Here is a 20400-nt window from a genome sequence, read left to right on the forward strand (position 1 = left end):
ATGACAACCATTACACAGGATCTGATTCACATTCAGGCGGGCGATCTTTGCTTTAGTTTCTGGCAAAGCGGTGACTTATATAAAGCCGTAAGCGGAAATACAATGATCAATCAGCTGATCTCCAGTCCGCTGGACGGCTCCATGAACAATATCTATTTGCGAATTCACAATGAAGCGGGCATAACCAGTTATCCCCTGCTCGGTATTCATTCCTCCAGTAAAGTAAGCACGGGAAAAGGAATGATCGTCTGGGAGGGTACAGCGGAAGACGTGGAATACAAGGTTTCGTTCGTACTCCAGCCGGAGGGCATCTGGTTCTGGGATGTTCAGACCCGTGGACAAGGCCAAGTCATTGACATCATCTACGGACAGGATGTAGGAATTGCTGACATTGGAGCGGTTCGCAGCAATGAAGCTTATCTGTCCCAATATATTGATTACCGCGTCTTTGAGCACAGTGAACAGGGTTATGTGGTATGTTCCCGCCAAAACCAACCCCAAGGCGGTGCCTTCCCTTATCTCCAGCAAGGTTCACTTTCGGGAGCTTCAGCATATTCAACGGACGGCTTTCAATTCTTCGGACTTTCGTACAAGGAAACGAACACGCCGGTCTGCCTGAATCAGGAGAAACTGGCCTGTGAAGTGTACCAATATGAATTTGCCTATACCGGACTCCAGTCTGAACAGAAGACCTTGAACGGTGAAGAGCGTTTTGTATTTTATGGCCTCTTTAAAGGAGATCACCCGGCTGCTGTTGAGGAGCTTGAATACTTAACGGAGGTTCAGCAAGCTTGGCAGTCCTATGAGAATCAGACTTCCAAGCATAAGCTCGAGCCCCTCCCCGCCACTCGTCTTAAACCGTACATCGGCGAACCGCTGCAAGCGCTCGAGTTGTCCGAAGAAGAAATCAGTGCGCGTTTTCCAGTAGGCAGCAGACATCAGGAGGAGCGAAATCAGGGTAACCTGCTGGCTTTCTTCACAGATACCTATGAACATATCGTTCTGAAGCAAAAAGAAATGCTCGTTGAACGCCCGCATGGGCATATTCTGTTGAGCGGCGACAACCTGAAGCTCGGTGCTGAAGTGATGGCAACTACCTCTTTCATGTACGGCATCTTCAACTCCCATGTCGTGGTTGGCAACACGAATATGAATAAAATGATGAGCAATTCCCGCAGCGCACTCAATGTGCCAAAAACGTCGGGCCAGCGGATTTATGTAGAAAAGGACGGAACGTATCATCTGCTGACGATGCCGTCTATGTTCGAAATCGGCTTTAACTATGCTCGCTGGTACTATAAAACGGAAGACGACATGCTGATCATTACGAACTATACGGTGCTGGATGCCCCCGAAGTGCGGCTGCATGTCCGATCGGAGAATGGAATCCCGTACAATTATCTAGTCACGAATCATGTGACGATGAACGTTAATGAGTACGAAACTCCGGTACACATGACAGAAGAAGCCGGAGTGCTGACGTTCCACTCCGATACGAATCCTGTATCGGCCAAAGCTTATCCGGAATTGCAATACCGCCTTTGGGTTGACGGTGCAAAGGTAACGGTTGGAGATGAAACGACGATGGCTGACGGTGTGGCACCGGGCTCCTCTTCCCTGGTAACCCTCCGTCTGGATCGCACAAGCGATTGGACGCTTACGATCCAAGGCCTGCTGGAGGGCAAGACCATTCCAGACCGGCCGCGCAGCGCATCCGAAGAAATCATTCGTTACCGCGAATACTATCGCCGCGTCATGAACGGCTTCCATCTCTCGCGTCCCGGAGATGATGCAAATTCATTATTCAAAGTAAACGCACTAGCCTGGTGGTATACGCATAATATGTTCGTCCATTACTCGTCTCCTCACGGCTTGGAGCAATACGGAGGCGCAGCCTGGGGAACACGTGATGTCTGTCAGGGACCTGTCGAATATTTTATGGCTACACAAAAATATGAACAGGTGAGAGATATTCTCAAAATGGTATACTGTCATCAATACGAGGATGGCGGAAACTGGCCGCAATGGTTTATGTTTGACCGGTATTTCGCCATACAGCAGGAAGAGAGCCACGGCGACATCATTGTATGGCCGCTGAAAGTACTAAGCGACTATTTAACGGTCACGCAGGATTTCAGCATCCTGGATGAACAAGTTCCTTATACTTTGAAGCATTCTTTCCAGTTCACGGAGAATAAAGCGTCGATTCTGGAGCATGCCAAAAAAGAAATCGAATATATACGCAGTCATTTTCTGCATGATACCCATCTATCCTCCTACGGAGACGGTGACTGGGACGATACCCTCCAGCCTGCCAATGCGCAGCTTAAGCAGTTTATGGTCAGCAGCTGGACAGTAGCCTTGACTTATCAAACGATGAAGCAGCTCTCTGCAGCTCTGCAATCGTTTGATCAAGAACTGGCAGGCACAATATCTGATATTGCAGCAAATATCGGGCAGGATTTCAAGAGGTACATGCTGAACAATGATGTTATACCTGGATTCCTCTACCTCGAGGATCCGGAACAACCTAAGCTTATGTTACACCCTGAGGACCAGGACACCGGTATACAGTACCGGCTGCTCCCCATGACCCGCAGCATGATTGCCGAACTCCTCGAACCGGAGCAAGCCCGTTCCCATTACGAGCTTATTCAGAGCACATTGCTGTTCCCGGACGGCGTGCGTCTGATGAACCGTCCAGCCTCTTATAAAGGCGGCGTTAGCACACATTTTAAGCGGGCGGAACAGGCTTCCAATTTCGGGCGCGAAGTAGGCTTACAATATGTCCATGCCCATATCCGTTACATCGAAGCGATGGCGAAGCTTGGACATGGAGAGGATGTATGGAAAGGGCTTGAAACGATTAACCCTGTCGGTATCCAAGAGGTGGTACCGAATGCGGCAATTCGCCAGAGCAATGCTTATTTCAGCAGCTCTGACGGCAAGTTCAATACCCGCTACGAGGCTCAAGAGCATTTTGATGACTTGCGCAGCGGAAAAGTGGAGGTCAAGGGCGGCTGGCGAATTTATTCCAGTGGACCGGGGATCTACATGAACCAGTTAATTTCAAACGCCCTCGGCATCCGTCAGGATCGCGGCGACCTGGTATTGGATCCGGTTATACCCGTCAGCATGGACGGACTTCATTTTGACTATGAATTCGCCGGTACCAAGGTAACCTTTATCTACCACGTTACGGGCAACAGCATCAGCCGCGTTGTGATGAACGGGACCGAGCTGACAGCTGAGCGTATCACTAACCCTTACCGAGAAGGCGGTCTACGCGTTTCCAGACAGCAATTCGAACAGATGACTCAGGGACGGAACAGGATTGAAATCTTCATGTAGTCTGCAATCCCGCCAGGGATTGGTTTATGAACGAAGGAGCGAGCAAAATTGGTAAGTATTAAGGATATCGCAAAAAAAGCCGGTGTTTCGATATCGACCGTATCTTATGCCCTCAACGGCAGCAGTAAAGTGACGGATGAGACGAGCTCTCGAATTTTGGCCATCGCTCAGGAACTGAACTATATACCGAATGCGGCAGCCAGAACGCTTAAAAAGCGAGAGTCCAAAATCATAGGCGTCTTTCTGACGGATTTCAAAGGAGAAGTGTACGGAGATCTGCTGGATGGCATGAAGGAAGTCGCCAACACGCAAGGCTATGATCTGATTGTATGCAGCGGCAAGCAGTCCCACCGAATGCTTCCCGAGCGGATGATTGACGGTGCCATTATTCTTGATCAGGCCTTCGAAAGCGAAGAGCTGCTGGAATATGCGGATCGCAATCACAAAATCGTTGTTTTAGACCGCGAGCTCGATCACAAAAACATCAATCAGGTGCTTCTAGACAATAAAGCAGGCGCTACGCTCGCTATGGAATATTTGATCGAACGCGGGCACCAGAAGATGTATATCGTTACCGGTCCGCCGGGATCCTTCGACTCCATGCAGAGAATGAAGGCCGTTAAACAGGCCCTGGACCGTGTAGATCACATCGAGTGGATCGAAATCGAGGGAGATTTCAAGAAAAGCGGCGGTGAAAAAGCGGCTAAACAAATCATAGCGGACTATAAGGATCCGGTAGCCGTATTCTGCCTAAATGATGAGATGGCCATCGGGCTTTGCAACCAGATAACCGAAAATTCTTCTCTGGTCATTGGCGAGCAGATTCATTTAATCGGCTTTGATAATATTGAGCTGACCCGCTATATGCAGCCGCGCTTGGCAACCATCGATTACTCCAAACGCAAGTGGGGGGCCCTTGCAGCCGAGCAGCTGATCAAGTTGATCGCTGGGGATACCGTTGAGAATGAACGCATCTACGTCACCCTGGTCGAAGGCGAATCGGTTGGATACGCCGTCAAATAATTTAACAGTACTGATATAAATATCTAAAGAGGGGTGTCCCAAAAGAAAATTTGGAACCCCCACAGCAATAAAGTAGGATGGTATTCGAAAGAAATTAAGGAGCTAAGCGATTTATTCTCGCTTAGCTCCTTGTCTTTTGGCGTCGACGGAGGCATTGACGACTTGAAATTCAGCAGGTCACCCGGCCTTCTCTCTATCCAACCTTATTAGCATTCGGCTTGCTTGAAGCAATCCCCTATAGCGGCAGGGTTTCCTTCGAAACGCCTCGCTGCCCGTCCACCTGTAAACGGCCGTCATCACCCAGGATGACGCTGCGGCTGATCCGGGCATGGACAACAAACGAGGCGAATGACAGCACCGCCGTGGCTGCGGCCAGCCAAGCCACCGGCGTCAATCCGCCGCCGTCATACATCGTGCCCATCGCGTACGGGCCAAGCACCCGCCCGGCTGCCCCCATTCCTCCGGCTACGCCGATGTAGAACGGAGCCGCCCGGCCGGCCCGCTCCGATATGAACGCCGGAATCGCCGGCGAGATCAGCATTTCGCCAAGGGTCGCCAGCACCATCGCCAGCACCATGCCCGGATAGCTGTGCATGGCGACGATGACAAGGTAGGCGGACAAATAGAATAAGGCGCTGACGGCCATCTGGCTGCTCTCCGTCCGGGCGAACCAGCGCTTGATCAGCTTGGTTACGGGCTGTGCCGCAAAGATCAGAATGCCGTTAAGCGTCCACAGATAGCCGTAAGCAGTCTTGGACATCCCTTCCGAAATGATGAAGGGCGACACGCCCGTGTTCCAGATGGAGTTGCCGAACCAGAGAAACAGCGAGCCAAGCCCCATATAGAGGTAAATGCGCGTGTGCCCGAGAAGTGCCCATGTCCCTGGCCCTGCTGCGAGGGGCGCCCTCAGCTTCGGGTGCCGGTCTTCCTGCTGCACGGCGCCGCCATCCAGCTTGGTCAGATAGGACAAGAAGAAGATTGCGAAGCCGAGCGAGGTCACGCCGTTCAGCACAAAGCTCAAGTGATACGAAATTTCCGCCAGAAATCCGCTCATGGCGGTGCCCAGGGCAACGCCGATATTATTCGCTACATAGATCACATTAAAGAGCTCCCCGCGCCGATCGGCAAACCGGAATCCGATAAACGCCTGGATCGCCGGCATCGATACGGCATTGCAAAAGCCGATGAAGCCCATCATCGCCACGAACAAGCCCCATAAGCCGTTAATGAACGGCAGGGTGAACAAACCCAGCGCATTCAAGAGGAGAGAGCCCACGATAAGCCGTTTCACGCCGACCCTGTGATACAAGCCCCCGCCCACCAGCTGACCGGCGATTCCTCCAAGCGATTGAATCAGGATGACGAAGCCTGCATCCTGCATGCTCCGTCCCAATTCGTCGAACACGTACATCGTGGTGAGCGGCCACATGAGCGAGCCGCCGGCCGAGGCCACGAGACTTGCCACAAGAAAACCTTTTACTTCCTTAGGGTACTGCTCCAACCATTTCATCGTCTCAATCTCCCAGCAGCCTCGCAAGCAGTATTCAGCAGTTAATGCCATGATCATTATCCAAATAAAAAAGCCCTTGGCGGGCTTGAATAGGTATCACTCGCAGGGCAATGGGCAGGATGCCACTCCCGCTTCTGCTGCAGCTTACATAACCTGTAACTTTGTGCTTGCCCAATCTCTAGTATCGCCGAAAGCGATGTAATTTCGCAAGCACATTTAGTGACGCTTTAATCGAGCAGCGAAACCGACATGGCTGTGATCCCCCGGATCCGCAGATGCGTTCCGGCTTCATGCCCAGACCATCGTCGATGACCCGGTAGAGGATCGTGTCCCCCTCCTTCTTCACCAGCACCCGGATATGAATCCGGTCTCCGCTCCAAGCATGCTTCAGCGTATTTTCGATGAATGGCTGCAAAATCAGCTTGACGGTCTCGTAGGGCCAGATGTCCGGATCGATGTCGAAGGCAACCTCCATGCGCCTACCGTATTTCACCTTCTGGATATCCAGATAAGCCGAAGCCTGTTCGATCTCCGCGGCGATCGGGATCATCGTTCGGCCGGAATTCAGCGTCAGCCGGTAAAACTGCGCCAGCTGGACCACCATCTGCTGAAGCTTCTCCGTCTCGCCGAACTTGGCCAGCTGATTGATGGACGACAGCGTGTTATACAAGAAATGCGGATTGATCTGCGCCTGCAGCATCTCCAGCTCCGCCTCCTTCTTCTGAAGCTGGGTAAGATACACCTTATTGATAAGCGCTTCGATATCTTCCCCCATGGCGTTGAGCGCATCGGCGATCTGCGGAAATTCTCCCCGTCCCCGGTATTTGATCCGCTTGTTCAGGTTTCCTTCCCGAAAGGCGTTCAGCACGGATACGATCTTCGTAATTCGAATGGACAGATACCGGGACATGAGAAATCCCGTCAGGACGAATAGAATGACGCACACCAAACAGATAAGAATAAAGACGGTGCGTACGCGCTTGGCCTCCTGCTCGATAATGTGAAGCGGGACCTCCGCAACGAGCCTCCAGGACTGCTGGGGAAGCTGTTCCTCCAAGACCAAAGCATTGTTCTTGGCGTCTGCCGCCGGTAGCGGGTCCATACCGGTTTTAAGACCATGGGCTTGAACGCCCCCGCCCGGTCTCCCGGAGGAATAAAGGACGTTCCCGGAGGCATCGACCACCGTCAGCGTGCTGCCTTCTCCCAGCTTCTTGTAATCTACGCTTTCGAACAACTCGGACAGGCGGACGCTGAACCGCATGATTCCCACTTCCTTGATCTCGAGCAGGTTCCCCATATCCACGATCCGCCGGATCAGCGAAATTCTGCCGTCCGTTTGATCCTCCTCGACCTGCCGCCACAGCATGGTTTTGTTGTAGCTCTCTTCAGGAAGCTCTTCATACCAGCGCTTATTATAAATGCGATCCATATGATAGACATTGTAGGTTTGTTCACTGTAATCTTCGCGTCCTCCCCACAGCCGGTATATTTCGTCCAAGCTCTTATTATGGAAGTATACGGACAGCCTTAGATTCAGTCCGATTGCTTTGGAGGCGCTTTCCAATTTCGGGATGATGACCTTATTCATCCGGTTATAATTGTCCATCCGCTCGTCCATCCGCTTCACGCTTTGGATCAGGCTCGAGTCATTGTATAAAGTCGCGGAGGTTTGAACGATATCATCGACCTTGTAAGCCACATTATCCCGGATCTGTGCCAGCGTCCCCTGAATATTCTTCCGGGTCTGCCTCCGCATGCTCTCGTCGTACATGGTCTGGGATATATAAAAGTTCGCGGAAACCAAAAGGATAATAAACGCCAGATACGACAGCATCAGCTTGTAACCGATCGGTATGTATCCCGTCCCGCTGCCTTTGCGTTGTCCGGGTTGAAGGAATCGGCGGATCATTCGCTTTCTCTCTTTCGGTATTCCAGCGGTGTGATGCCGAATTTTTCCTTAAACTGCCTGCTGAAATAAGGAAGATACCGGTACCCCACCTGATCGGCCACTTCATAGATTTTCATGCCGGGCTGCTTTAACAGCTCGCAGGCCTTCTCCATCCGAAGCTGCACCAGCAGCTCATTGAACGTATGGCCCGATTTTTCCTTGATTAAATACCCGATATGGCTCGGTGAAAAGGAAAAATGCTGGGCGATATCCCGAATGGTGATATTTTCGCTCATATGCTCCTTGATAAAGCTGATCACGCTCCGGATGAACTTGCTGTCCTTGCTGTTTGCCTTCTCATACAGCTTCTCCGATATTTCGAACATGCGCCGGACCAGCCAGCCCCGGATATCGTTCACCGTCTCAAACTGCATCAGAATATCCAAGTGCTGCATCTCCATGCCGAGCAATTCGAACAAATCCTCATCTTTGCTGCTTAGATATTGATCAAGCTTCCAGATAATATAGCTGGACATATTGTGTACGGTAAATCGGGAACGCAGTCTCTTGACCGAATCAAACCATTTATCGAGCTCATCGCAAATCCGGACCAGCTCGTAATCCTCCATAGCAGCAAGCAGGCTCTTCATCCGTTCATCCAGCATCCGGGCATCCAGCATGGCCGGCTCGGCCCGTACATCCTCGTACTTGATCACAGTGCCCTTGCCCAAAAACATTTTGCCCTCCACCGCCTCCACGGCCTGCCTGTGCGATGCTTGAAGATCATCCGGCCCTTTAGCGGTTCCGCCGATTCCAGCGGTGACGGTTGCAGGCAATTGCCGCCGGATCCGGTCAACCAAGTCCCGTACCATAGCGTCGGACTCGGCTTCCTCCAACAGCAGCGCGATCCGCTGGGAGGACAGCTTGCACCAAGTGACGATCCCGAGGGCCAATACGCTGTCCTGCACATGCTGCAAAAACTTGCGGGTCGTCTCCCGCTGCGAGGACATCCCTCCCGCCTGCTCCCACGGCAAATTGTCCAGCTCGATGACCGCTACCCGCACCGGCCAATGCATCCGGTCAAGCCCGTACGATACCATCTGTTTGGCCAGTGCTTCGCTGTCATCACTGTCCTCCCGTTCCAGCAGCCTTATCAGAATGTCGCTTTTGACAATCGGGATCATTTCCTGATAGGCCGTTTCCACTTCGCGCTGCTTGATCTCTTCATCCAAATCCCGCTTTGCTTTCAATAAAGAGGATACAAGCTCGCTATCGTTCATTGGCTTCAGAACATAGCTGTATGCCTTGAGGGATAACGCCTGCTGAACATAACTGAACTCCTGATAGCCGCTGACGAATATGATCCGGATGCTCGGCTTGCGTTCAAGCGCGATTCGGGCCAGCTCAAGCCCCGACATATAAGGCATATTTACGTCACTGACAAAGATGTCGATGTCTTCCTTCTCAATGATGTCGCATGCCGACAAGGCGTTGTTCACGCTCCCCCTCACCACCATATTCAGGTCGGACCAAGGGATAAACCTCCTCATTCCCTCCAAATCAAGCTCCTCATCATCGACCAATAGAACCTTATACATGCCATCCCCCCTGTTCGAAATCGATCACAAAAGGAGGCCGCGGCGCTTCTTCGAAAGCCGCTGTGCTTTCCTGCCTGCGCCTGCTCCTCGCTCTTCCCTCTTCCCTCATCTCTCTCTGCCTGTAAATTCCGTGATGTGTGACGCTCTCTTGCCGAAACCGGCAGTTACGTCTAACCACAAAGCCCTGTCTTTTGAAGCATCCTCCATCAAAACGGAGATATCCCAAAGAATCCACCCGCGGATTCTTTGGGACGTTGGGATAAGAATGGATAATATGTCCAGCAAGAGAAACTAGATTATTTCTGCATTTTGGCGAGGTTTTCTTGCCATTTGACCGTACGCCATTCCAGGAGCCTGTCATAACCCAGATCCATCAAGTCTTTATTGCCCTGGTCGAGGATTTTGTCGACTTCCTCGTCGCTTGCAGCCATGGACGACTTGGCATAGATCTCAAGGAACAATTCATCCACCGAAGTCCGGATAATGCCTTCCTCGGAATCGGTTGGCGGATTCAGTCCGGTAAACTCGGTCACATTCAATTGAGTCGGCCAGGTGATGGTCTGCTGATAACGTGCGACCCAGTCCTGCTCCTCAACCGGAAGGCTCTCCATGTACTTCCATTTGGCAGGGTCGATATAGCTGGTATTGCCCACGAACATCACTTTATCATTCTTGGTTTGAATCTCCGCCACTTCTTTCGGATCATAGTTCTCCGTGAAGTTCGGCTTGCCTTCTTCATCAAATCCTTTCCAGTTCTTCCCTTCCGGACCGAAGAACTGGACATTCATGCCTTCAGGTCCGGTATACCAATCAAGGAATGCAAAAATGGCTTCAGGGTCTTCGGCAGCCGTCGTGATATAAGCGGCATTCCAGCCGAAGCTGGTATACGTTCCCGGGTAAATTTTGTTCTTATCCAAGCCTTCCTTCCGGATCGGCCAAATCATGAAGTAGCCGGCATTCGGATCCGTCTTGGTTAATTCCTTGTGCGCCTCGCTGGCGAAGAGCGTAGGGTTCGCCGAAGCATAGACGGCTACTCTTCCGGTCATGACCTTCTCCTTAACCTGATCCTCCGTCTGGTTGAACGCATCCTGGGAGATCAGCTTTTCCCGGTACAGCTTGGAAATATATTTCTGGGCTTCGCGGAATACCGGATCGGTTAGCAGCGATGTCAGCTTGCCGTCTTTCGGAACCGCCAGCAGATTCGCGTTCAGGTTCGTGTAGCTTGCTCCTTCTCCAAACGCAGTGTACAGCACGCCCAAGCCTTGTCTTTCCTGGGCCCGATGCGGCTCGAACGGAACCACTTGGTCTCCGTACTTTTCTTTTACCTTGACCAGGTAGTTGTAGAGATCGTCGGTTGTTTCCAGTTTGGGTGAACCAAGCTCCTCATAGATTTTCTTGTTCACGGCATATCCCGCATTTCCGAAAGGACGGGAGGAGTACCAGTTCGGAAAGCGGTACAGCTTGCCGTCTGCCGAACGGAGCAGGTTCAAATCATCTCCCATCCAGGTCTTCAGATTCGTGTACTTATCCAGATAATCATCATAAGGAACTAGCTTGCCGGCCTTCTCCAGCCGGTCCATATCCGGGTGGTCCCGGTCCGTCCAGATCATGTCAGGCAGATCATCGGAGGCCATCATGGCGCTCAGCTTTTGCGTATGGGCTCCGGCAGCTTTGATCATATCAATCTTGACCTGCTTCTCCTCGCTGAGATATTTACCGATCGGCGTGCTTTCCCATTTAGGGAAGTCGGTATCCTGGTAATGGGCGTATGCGCTGAACTGGAGCGGCTTCTCTCCCAGCACCCACTTATCTTCTGTATTTTCTTTAGGCGGTTCATTCGGCTGTTCATTGGTCTTCGGTGGATTGTTTGTTGGCGGCGGCGAGCCTTCGTTGGACTTGGTGCATCCCGTCATGACGGTAACGAGCACCAGCAGCGCCGATGCCATGACCAGGAGCGGCTTTTTCATCTTGCTCATTCTCTTAACCCCTCTCATTCTCGAATTATATATGTTCAAAGCTGTTCGCCTTAAACCGATGCCAGGATTACTCTTTCAGCGAGCCTACGAGCACGCCCTTGACAAAATACTTCTGTACGAAAGGGTACACGAGGATAATCGGAGCGGTGACCACGATCATCATCGCCATCGTCAGCGATTTCGAGCTGGTGTTCTTGGAGCTTTCGATCAACGCAAGCGCGCTGCTGTCAATAGCGGAGCTTTGCGCTGTTTTGATATTAGCGTTCAGGGTCTCCCGCAATATCGTCTGGATCGGCAGCAAATCCTCGTTGGTGATATAGATGCTTGGCAGGAACCAGTCGTTCCAGTGACCGACCGCCGTGAGCAGCGCCAAGGTCGCGATGACCGGTCCCGAGAGCGGAAGAACGATCCTGAAAAAGGTCCCCCAATTGCTGCACCCGTCAATATGCGCAGACTCTTCCAGGCCGACCGGCAGCCCTTTAAAGAACGTGCGGAAGATGATCATATTCCAGACGCTAACCATAGAAGGAATGATAAACACCAGGAACGTATCCATCAGGCCGAGGGACCGGATCAGGAGGTATGTCGGGATCAAGCCTCCGCTAAAGTACAGGGTGAATATAAAGAAGGTCATGTAGAAGCTCCTACCATACAAATAAGAGCGGGTCATTCCGTATGCCACGATAGCCGTCATCAGAATCGAGGTGGCGGTTCCGACGACCGTCCGGGCGATCGAGATCATAAACCCGTTGATCAGACGATCATCCTGCAGGATCACCTGGTAATTCTCCAGCGTGAATTGACGCGGCCAGAACGTGATGCCTCCTTTGGAGGTATCCACGCCGACGTTGAAGGAGATCGCCACCGCGTTCCAGAATGGATAGAGCGCTGAGAAGGCCAATAAACCAAGCAGAACGTATATGACGGCAAGCATGACCTTGTCTCCGAAGCTGATTCTTTTTAACATGCTGTACCTCCTAAGCTTGCGAATCTTACCACAGACTGTTGCCGGATCGGCGGGCCATGTAGTTGGCAATCGTCAAGAGCGTGACGCTGACGATGGCTTTGAATAGCCCGATGGCGACAGCATAGGAATAGCGGTGTGTGCCTAGCCCCACGCGGTAGACGTACGTATCGATAACATCGGACACCGGCCTCAGCACCGGATTCGTTGCGAGAAGCAGGATATCCTCAAATCCCGCATTGACCAGGTTGCCAATGGCAAGAATCATGAAAATAATGACAACCGGCATGATGGAAGGCAGCGTAATGTTGAAAATCTGCTTGAATTTGCTTGCGCCGTCGATATCGGCTGCTTCATACAGTGCCGGGTCGATCCCTGCGATGGCAGCCATAAACACAATGGAGTTGAACCCGATTTCCTTCCACACATTCGCCGAGATTAGAATCGACCAGAAATATTCCTTCATGCCGAGGAAGTTAACCGGCTCGTTGATCAAACCTACGCTTTTCAGAAGCATGTTGACGCTTCCATTCTCTGTGGACAGCATCGACATCGTCAGACCGGCCACGATGACCCAAGATAGAAAATGAGGCAAATAGGTAAGCGTCTGGACCGTCCGTTTAAAGAACATATGGCGGACTTCGTTCAGCATAAGCGCCAGCAAAATCGGTGCCGGGAAGCCGATAAAGAACTTTAGCAAACTGATGACGAGGGTATTGCGGATCAGCCGCTCAAACTCCGGCGCGTTGAAGAAGGCTTCGAAATGCTTGAAACCGACCCATGGATTCTCCCAAATTCTCGAGCCCGTAAACAGGTTGTAATCCATAAATCCGGTAATCACCCCGTACATCGGCAAATACGAGAATATGAAGACGAGGATGACTCCGGGAATGACCATAAGCTGGACATCCCATTGTTTCATGAAGCGGAGCAAGATGCTGGAGCTGTGGATTCGGGGCCCCGGGGTAACCGTTGCCGGCCGCTGTTTCGGTGCAGATTGGGACATGTTGTTCCTCCCGCTTGAAAAATATAGTCAAGGCGCATGCGAACATCCTTGTGACACACGTTAACGCCAGCCTAAGGGCTGCGGTCTTTCGGACTTAAGGACATTCTAACCTTGGCGATGGGGTGAAACTATATAACAAACCCGCGATTTTTTATACTTCTGACGGATGATCGGTACGGACACAGCTTGAAAAAGTATAAAGTCTGCCTGCCCACGGCATAAAAAAAGATGCCGCCTAATGATAGACGGCATCTTGATCTTATCAATTACTTTTTTTGTATCGGTTAAATGGATCGTTTCAGGGCATTGCCCATCGCATTTGAAGCACTGCACCCCGCGCATTCATTTAGCTCCGTACCGCTTACGGCATTCGCGCATATTCCGATATCGGGGAGAGGCCTCCCCTTCGGCTTATGTGCGCTTGATCTCGACAACGGTCGAGAAGAAGGTTGCCCCCTCACCCATGTCTGCCAGCCTGTCCGGCGTAAGGGCATTGGCCCGCTGCTTCCGGCCCTCGCCTTCCCACCAGAGGCCTTGGCTGACCACGGTGCCCGGCAGCATCTTATCCACCACTTTGGCGCGAGCCTCGTAGGTTCCGCGATCGTTGAACACAACGACCGGATCGCCGTCGGCAATCCCGCGCTGCTCCGCATCCTCGGGATGGATCTGGAGCGTCGGCTCCTTCTCCATCTTCTGATGCTTCTCGACATTGGCAAAGGTCGAGTTCAAGAAATTGTGGTTCGGCGGGGAAATGAACATCAGCGGATACCGGTTCCCCCGTCCGCGCCGCACCCCGTCATAGCCTTCCTTCAGCGGCACATAGGTCGGCAGCGGCGGAAGCTTGGCTTCCGCCAGTCTGGCCGAATACAGCTCGATCCGTCCCGAAGGGGTCGGAAGCCGGTCCAGGAAGCTCTCGAGAGGCGTCATGTCCAGCTTGACATGGCGCTCTGCCTTCAGCCTGTCCAGGGTCACTCCGTTTAAATACGGATTATCGGGATTATCAAGCGCACGGGCAATCATCTCTTCTTCCGATTCCCGGAAGGCTTCTTCCTCAAATCCCATTGCCCGGCCGAGCAGGGAGAACAGCTCAACATTGCTCTTGCTTTCCCCCTGCGCCGGAATAACCGGCTCCTGAAGCTGAACGTATTGGTGCCAGTACGAGGCGTACAGGTCCGTGCTTTCAAAGGAGGAGGTGGCCGGCAATACGATATCCGCATACTTGGCCGTGTCCGTCATGAATAAATCGTGAACGACCGTGAACAGATCCTCCCGTGCAAAACCCTCTTTCACGCGCTCCGTATCCGGAGCAACCACCAGCGGGTTGCTGCAATAGACGAATACCGAGCGGATCGGCTTCTCGGTCATGGCCAGCGCTTCCCCGATCCGGTTCATATTAATCGTGCGCGCACCCGGGTTCGGCCGCAGATCCGGCCGTTCCAAAGCCTCGCTGTTCATGCTGTTGTAACCCCCGTTTGATTTGGCGGCCCCGCCGCCCCGCTTGAGCCACTGCCCGGTCAGCGCCGGCAGGGCCGCAATGCTCCGCACCGTCATGCCGCCGTTATCATGATGCTGCAGACCGTTGCCGATGTGAATGTAAGACACGCCGGCACGGCCGTACAGCTCGGCCAGCTTCGCCACATCGTCGGCCGGAATGCCCGTTACGGAAGACACGTATTCCGGCGTGTACGTCTTCACATGCTCCCTCAGCTCCTCATGGCCGATCGTATAACGTTCCATGAACGCCTCATCCACCAGCCCGTCCCGGAACAGGACGTGCATGATCCCGACGGCAAGCGCGGCATCCGTACCGGGATACAGCGGAATGAACCAATCCGCCCATTGGCCGGTCTGATTTTTATGAACATCGATGACGACGACCTTCGCACCCCGCTTGCGGGCTTTTTCGGCGAGCACCACCTGATGCATGTTCGTGCTGACGATATTGCCGCCCCAGACGATGATCACATCGGCGTTCACCGTGTCTTCAGGGACCGTCCCCCCGTTGAAGCCCATGACCGATTTCCAGCCTTCGTTTCCGGCCGAATTGCAAATGGACTGCTTCAGCTTGCTGGCGCCCAGCCTGTTGAAGAAGCGGCGGTCCATGCCGTCTACGCTCAAGATGCCCATGTTCCCGTAGAAGCTGTAAGGCAGGATGCTTTCCGGACCATCCGATGCAATCAGCGCCTTGTACCGGTCCGCGATTTCCCGGATCGCCTCGTCCCAGCTGATCCGCTCAAATGAGCCGGCCCCTTTCGGGCCGGTCCGGCGCAGCGGATACAGGACACGCTCCGGATGGTATACCCGGTGAGCCATATTGCGGACTTTATTGCAGATCGCGCCTTGCGTGATCGGATGGTCGGGGTTGCCTGTAACCTTTACGATTTTCCCGTTCTCTTTATGCAGCAGCAGGCTGCAAGTATCCGGACAATCCAGCGGGCAAACCGCCGGAAATACGCCGTGTTTCTGATGAATCAATTTGTCCTCTCCCCCTTGTCCTCCAGCCTCTTTCGTATCCCCTTATCTTAAAAAAAATCAGCCTTATCGTAAAGTCATACATTTTTTTCTAAAGATGTGATTCACCCCTCGAACTCCCGGGTATATTTCTATCAAGAGCAAGGATGAGAAACCCAGACCCTTTCTCCTCCTCGCCATATCATGGACCACTCCCAAAAATTCGCCATGCATGTATCTCCTCCCCCGAGATACGGCATGGCGAATTTACATTACGGCCGGCTCAAGAAGCGGCCGCGAATGCTCTCTTCGGCTTGCTTCTTCGATAGGAGCATCCTCTTTTATCTGCACGCCTACCTTTTCCCCTCACCGCGTTTTCTGCTTTCCCTACCGCGCTTTCAGTTTCCAAATCTTCGCATTCAGCGATTTATTGCGTAAATCTGCAAAATAATGATCCCGCGAAAGTCCGTATCCTATGTAATCGCTTACTTATGGATCATTCGGTTCCTTACTGCCGAAAATAGCGGCAAAAGGCCGTTTTACAATCGAATGCCGCAGGCGTAATATACTATTCAGATTTCAAATCCAATATAATCTCACAGTTGATTCGCCGAATTTCCAGAGAGGAAAATGGGGGAACCGAAGCGTATGCCTGCCGATGCGGCAGCCATACTATGGGGTGAATCCTGAATAACCGCGGCCGGTCCCGCGCGGCATCAGGTAGGGCGACTCTCGCGCCCGAATCCGACAGCTAACCTCGTAGGCGTTAATGGGAGGGTTGTGAACTTGTGCAAAAAACACAGGCTCTAACCTGTGTTTTTTCTATGCCAAAAATCGAAAAATCGAAATGGAGATGCATCCCATGCCCGGCCCTTGACCATTCACCCAAGCCACATAGCTTTATGCTTTTTTGGGGAGAACGACCCAAAATCCAAATCGAATCGGTGGTGAAACACGATGCTATCTTCCATCAAGCGCTTCCTCATCGGAAGACCGCTCAAATCCAATGAATTAGGCGATCAAAAATTGAATAAAACCAAGGCCCTGGCGATTTTGTCATCCGATGCCCTGTCATCCGTCGCCTACGGCCCCGAGCAAATCCTGCTGGTGCTGATGACTGTCGGCGCGGCTGCCTATTGGTATTCCATCCCGATCGCCATCGGCGTTCTCGTCTTATTGCTGGCGCTGATCCTATCGTACAGACAGATCATCTTCTCTTATCCGCAGGGCGGTGGAGCCTATGTCGTGTCGAAACGGAATCTGGGCATGTATCCAGGCCTCGTTGCCGGAGGCTCCTTGCTCGTCGACTATATCCTAACCGTTGCGGTCAGCGTATCGGCCGGGACGGATGCGATTACGTCGGCTTTTCCCGAGCTTCGTCCCTATAACGTCGGGATCGCCGTGCTGTTCGTCCTGTTTCTTACTGTGCTGAACTTGCGGGGCGTGACGGAATCCGCCTCGATCCTGGCCTATCCGGTCTACCTGTTCGTGCTGGCCTTGTTTATTCTGATCGGCGTCGGTCTCTACGATATTGCAACCGGCCACGCTTCGCCGGACCTGCACACCAAGATCGGCACGCCCGTCGCCGGACTGAGCCTGTTTCTGCTCCTGCGGGCGTTCGCTTCAGGCAGCTCCGCGCTGACCGGGGTCGAAGCCATATCCAACGCCATCCCGAACTTCAAGGAGCCCGCGCCGAACAACGCCGCCAAAACCCTGGCCGCGATGGGCTCCCTGCTCGCCCTGTTATTTTCAGGGATCGTATTCCTGGCCTATTATTACGGGGTCAGCCCCAGCGAAGAGGTGACGGTTGTCTCCCAAATCGCCGAGCATACCTTCGGCCGGAACGCGCTGTATTATTTCATTCAGGGGACTACTGCGTTAATCCTGATCCTGGCCGCCAACACGGGGTATTCGGCATTTCCTCTGCTGGCCGTCAACCTGGCAAAGGATAAGTTCATCCCGCGAATGTTCACGGTCCGGGGGGACCGCTTGGGGTATTCCAACGGCATCATCATCCTTGGCCTTCTGTCCATCGTGCTGATCGTGGCCTTCGAGGGCAAAACCGAGCATCTGATCCCGTTGTACGCCGTCGGCGTATTCATTCCGTTTACTTTGTCGCAGACGGGAATGATGGTGAAGTGGATTCGCGAGAAGCCTCAAGGCTGGATCCCCAAGCTGGTCATTAACACGACGGGGGCTGTTATCAGCTTTGCGGTAACGTTGATCTTTTTCTTCACGAAATTTGCCCAGGTGTGGTCGGTGCTTCTGTTTCTGCCGCTTATCATCTGGATTTTCACCCGGATTCGGAGTCACTATGAAGCGGTCGCCGATCAGCTGCGGATTACGACCTGCGAGCCGGCAAAGCCGATCGAAGGCAACATTATTATCGTGCCGGTAGCCGGCATTACGCATGTGGTGGAGAACTCGCTCAATTATGCCAAATCGCTGTCCGCTGACCAAATCATCGCCGTTTACGTGAATTTTGAACGGGAAGACCAGATTGCTTTCGAGGAAAAATGGAAGAAGTGGCAGCCGGACGTCCGGCTGGTGACGCTGCATTCGCCATACCGAAGCATCATCTCGCCGCTCACTAAATTCATCGACACGGTACAGCGCAAGGCCAGCGAGTCCGACTACCAGGTGACGGTCGTCATTCCACAGTTCATTCCAAAGAAGGGGTGGCACAACTTCCTGCACAATCAGTCGAGCTTGCTCATTCGCGCTCATCTGCTTTACCGGCGGGATGTTATTCTTACAACGGTTCCTTATCATTTGAAGAAATAGCTGCAGCCCGGACCCATGGCGGGGACGGGCTTTTTTCTGCCTTTGCATCCGGTTCGCTTCCCACATCCGCTCCCAAGCGGCTGATGCTGATTCTTCTGAGATGGATTGGGAAGAGACTGGTAATTTACCGAAGGAAAGCGTACGCGCATGGCCGCCAACACCTTCGACATAGGCTTTTTTCTGGGGACAGGCAGCCTTAGGCTTTCAAAGCGTCTTATTTTTCTTTATAATGTCGGAATGGATGGGTCATGCATCGGGGAAATCTATCTAAATAAACATCTAGGAGACTCCATTTATGAGCTTGAAACACAATCTGCTTCGCAAGAAGCCGATTCCGCCTTTGACAGGCGGAGAAGTGCGTTCCGCATTGAAGAAACAGCTCGGCGTCATGGACTTGATCGTCCTTGGCGTCGGTTCTATCGTGGGAACGGGAATTTTCGTATTAACCGGCGTGACGGCCGCCACCCATGCCGGTCCGGGACTGATCTTGTCATTCCTCCTGGCAGGGCTGGTATGCGCCTTCTGCGCACTATGCTATGCCGAATTCGCCTCCACCGTGCCGGTAGCCGGCAGCGCGTATACGTACAGCTACTCCGCCTTTGGGGAAGGCCTCGCTTGGCTGATGGGCTGGGATTTGCTCCTGGAATACGGCTTTGCAAGCGCCCTCGTATCCAGCAGCTGGTCGGGGTATGTGCAGAGCATTCTGTCCGGGTTCAATATTCATCTTCCTGTTGCCATTACAAGTGCCTTCAATCCTGCGAAGGGCACATACGTGGATGTGCCGGCGATCGTCATCGCGCTGTTGATTACATGGATCGTATCCCGGGGTGCGAAGGAATCGACCCGGCTCAACACCATCATGGTATATCTGAAGATAGCCGTCATCGTTCTGTTCATCGGTGTCGGAGTTTTCTACGTGAAGCCGGACAACTGGACGCCGTTCCTTCCGTTCGGCATCGAAGGGGTCATGACGGGGGCGGCCATCGCCTTCCTCGCATATATCGGCTTCGACGTCATCGCCACAGCTGCGGAGGAAGTGAAGCAGCCTCAGAAAAGCCTGCCAGTCGCCATATTAGGCTCTCTGCTTATCGTTGCCATCCTATACATTGCCGTTACGGCGGTATTAACCGGCCTTGTACCGTATCATCTCTTGAACGTGAAAGACCCTGTCGCCTTCGCGCTGCTGTATATTGAGCAGGACTGGATGTCCTACTTCATCTCGCTCGGAGCCCTCGCCGGCCTGACCACCGTCCTCATGGGGGTATTGTTCGGTCAATCCCGGCTGCTGTACGCACTCGGTCGGGACGGCTTGCTCCCGAAACGGATGAGCTCGGTCAATCCGAAGACGAAGTCGCCCGTATTCAGCACTTGGGTATCCGGCATCTGCATCGCGGCGCTGTCGGGCTTCGTTCCGCTTGGAAACCTGGCGGACCTGGCCAGCATCGGCACGCTGTTCGCCTTTATTACCGTTTCGCTAGGCATCATTGTCCTGCGCAAGACGCACCCTAACCTGAAGCGGACCTTTCGCGTGCCGCTGGTTCCATGGCTGCCTTTAATCGCCACGCTCAGCTGCTTGTACCTGCTCACGACGCTGCAGCGGATCACCTGGATCGGGTTCATCGTCTGGATCGGGCTCGGCATCATTATCTACGCCGTGTATGGTTACAGGCACAGCTCGCTGCGCCAAGACGCAGCACCAGACGAATCCTGACTTCGAGTGAACGTCTTGCGCGCTACCATAGATTAAACCAGCCTTGACCTCATCATTAACGAAGAGAAGAAGGGACTCTCCCGTAAGGTCCATTGACCTGGGACAGTCCCTTCTCTTTTCTTATAAGTAAGTTGTTGA

11 protein-coding genes and 1 riboswitch are annotated in these 20400 nt (G+C 52.9%); of the genes, 4 read left to right on the top strand and 7 right to left on the bottom strand.

What is annotated here, in order from left to right; all coding sequences use genetic code 11:
• Entirely contained in the window at positions 1-3351 is a 3351-nt protein-coding gene (locus NST08_RS27470) for a GH36-type glycosyl hydrolase domain-containing protein (protein WP_341342516.1), read from the top strand.
• A gap of 48 nt (positions 3352-3399) precedes the next feature.
• Positions 3400-4374 (top strand): LacI family DNA-binding transcriptional regulator, encoded by a 975-nt coding sequence (locus tag NST08_RS27475; protein ID WP_007128821.1) that lies wholly within the window; start codon positions 3400-3402, stop codon positions 4372-4374.
• Positions 4375-4609: 235 nt separating this feature from the next.
• Here the strand turns inward: NST08_RS27475 and NST08_RS27480 are convergent, their stop codons facing one another.
• From NST08_RS27480 to NST08_RS27510, 7 genes are all read right to left on the bottom strand, one after another.
• A complete protein-coding gene (locus tag NST08_RS27480) occupies positions 4610-5884 on the bottom strand; it encodes an MFS transporter (protein WP_007128822.1) in 1275 nt (424 codons plus the stop codon).
• Positions 5885-6062: 178 nt separating this feature from the next.
• Entirely contained in the window at positions 6063-7793 is a 1731-nt protein-coding gene (locus NST08_RS27485) for a cache domain-containing sensor histidine kinase (RefSeq protein WP_341342517.1), read from the bottom strand.
• A complete protein-coding gene (locus NST08_RS27490) occupies positions 7790-9370 on the bottom strand; it encodes a response regulator transcription factor (protein ID WP_341342518.1) in 1581 nt (526 codons plus the stop codon). The genes NST08_RS27485 and NST08_RS27490 overlap by 4 nt, the downstream gene beginning before the upstream one ends.
• A gap of 296 nt (positions 9371-9666) precedes the next feature.
• Complete coding sequence (locus NST08_RS27495) at positions 9667-11346, bottom strand: extracellular solute-binding protein (RefSeq protein ID WP_341342519.1); 1680 nt, start codon at positions 11344-11346, stop codon at positions 9667-9669.
• A gap of 67 nt (positions 11347-11413) precedes the next feature.
• Positions 11414-12313, bottom strand: coding sequence for a carbohydrate ABC transporter permease (locus tag NST08_RS27500; protein ID WP_007128826.1), 900 nt, complete (start codon positions 12311-12313; stop codon positions 11414-11416).
• Positions 12314-12338: 25 nt separating this feature from the next.
• On the bottom strand, positions 12339-13316 hold the full coding sequence (locus tag NST08_RS27505) for an ABC transporter permease (protein ID WP_341342520.1): 978 nt from the start codon (positions 13314-13316) through the stop codon (positions 12339-12341).
• A gap of 411 nt (positions 13317-13727) precedes the next feature.
• Positions 13728-15791: a molybdopterin-containing oxidoreductase family protein gene (locus NST08_RS27510; RefSeq protein WP_341342521.1), complete on the bottom strand. Its 2064-nt coding sequence runs from the start codon at positions 15789-15791 to the stop codon at positions 13728-13730.
• 574 nt (positions 15792-16365) lie between these two features.
• Positions 16366-16548, top strand: a riboswitch (cyclic di-AMP (ydaO/yuaA leader).
• Positions 16549-16724: 176 nt separating this feature from the next.
• On the opposite strand from NST08_RS27510, the gene NST08_RS27515 reads away from it, so the two are divergent.
• A complete protein-coding gene (locus tag NST08_RS27515) occupies positions 16725-18551 on the top strand; it encodes an APC family permease (protein WP_210094019.1) in 1827 nt (608 codons plus the stop codon).
• A 295-nt stretch (positions 18552-18846) separates the two neighbouring features.
• Positions 18847-20262, top strand: coding sequence for an amino acid permease (locus NST08_RS27520; protein ID WP_144877947.1), 1416 nt, complete (start codon positions 18847-18849; stop codon positions 20260-20262).
• Positions 20263-20400 lie beyond the last annotated feature (138 nt).

The organism is Paenibacillus sp. FSL K6-1566 (genome assembly GCF_038050475.1).
Lineage (GTDB): Bacteria > Bacillota > Bacilli > Paenibacillales > Paenibacillaceae > Paenibacillus_AQ > Paenibacillus_AQ lactis.

Excerpts from the sequence above, each read along its gene's own strand:
- NST08_RS27505 (WP_341342520.1), bottom strand. The coding sequence starts at position 13,316 with ATGTCCCAATCTGCACCGAAACAGCGGCCGGCAACGGTTACCCCGGGG.
- NST08_RS27515 (WP_210094019.1), top strand. The coding sequence starts at position 16,725 with ATGCTATCTTCCATCAAGCGCTTCCTCATCGGAAGACCGCTCAAATCC.
- NST08_RS27470 (WP_341342516.1), top strand. The coding sequence starts at position 1 with ATGACAACCATTACACAGGATCTGATTCACATTCAGGCGGGCGATCTT.
- NST08_RS27520 (WP_144877947.1), top strand. The coding sequence starts at position 18,847 with ATGAGCTTGAAACACAATCTGCTTCGCAAGAAGCCGATTCCGCCTTTG.
- NST08_RS27485 (WP_341342517.1), bottom strand. The coding sequence starts at position 7,793 with ATGATCCGCCGATTCCTTCAACCCGGACAACGCAAAGGCAGCGGGACG.
- NST08_RS27480 (WP_007128822.1), bottom strand. The coding sequence starts at position 5,884 with ATGAAATGGTTGGAGCAGTACCCTAAGGAAGTAAAAGGTTTTCTTGTG.
- NST08_RS27500 (WP_007128826.1), bottom strand. The coding sequence starts at position 12,313 with ATGTTAAAAAGAATCAGCTTCGGAGACAAGGTCATGCTTGCCGTCATA.
- NST08_RS27490 (WP_341342518.1), bottom strand. The coding sequence starts at position 9,370 with ATGTATAAGGTTCTATTGGTCGATGATGAGGAGCTTGATTTGGAGGGA.
- NST08_RS27495 (WP_341342519.1), bottom strand. The coding sequence starts at position 11,346 with ATGAGCAAGATGAAAAAGCCGCTCCTGGTCATGGCATCGGCGCTGCTG.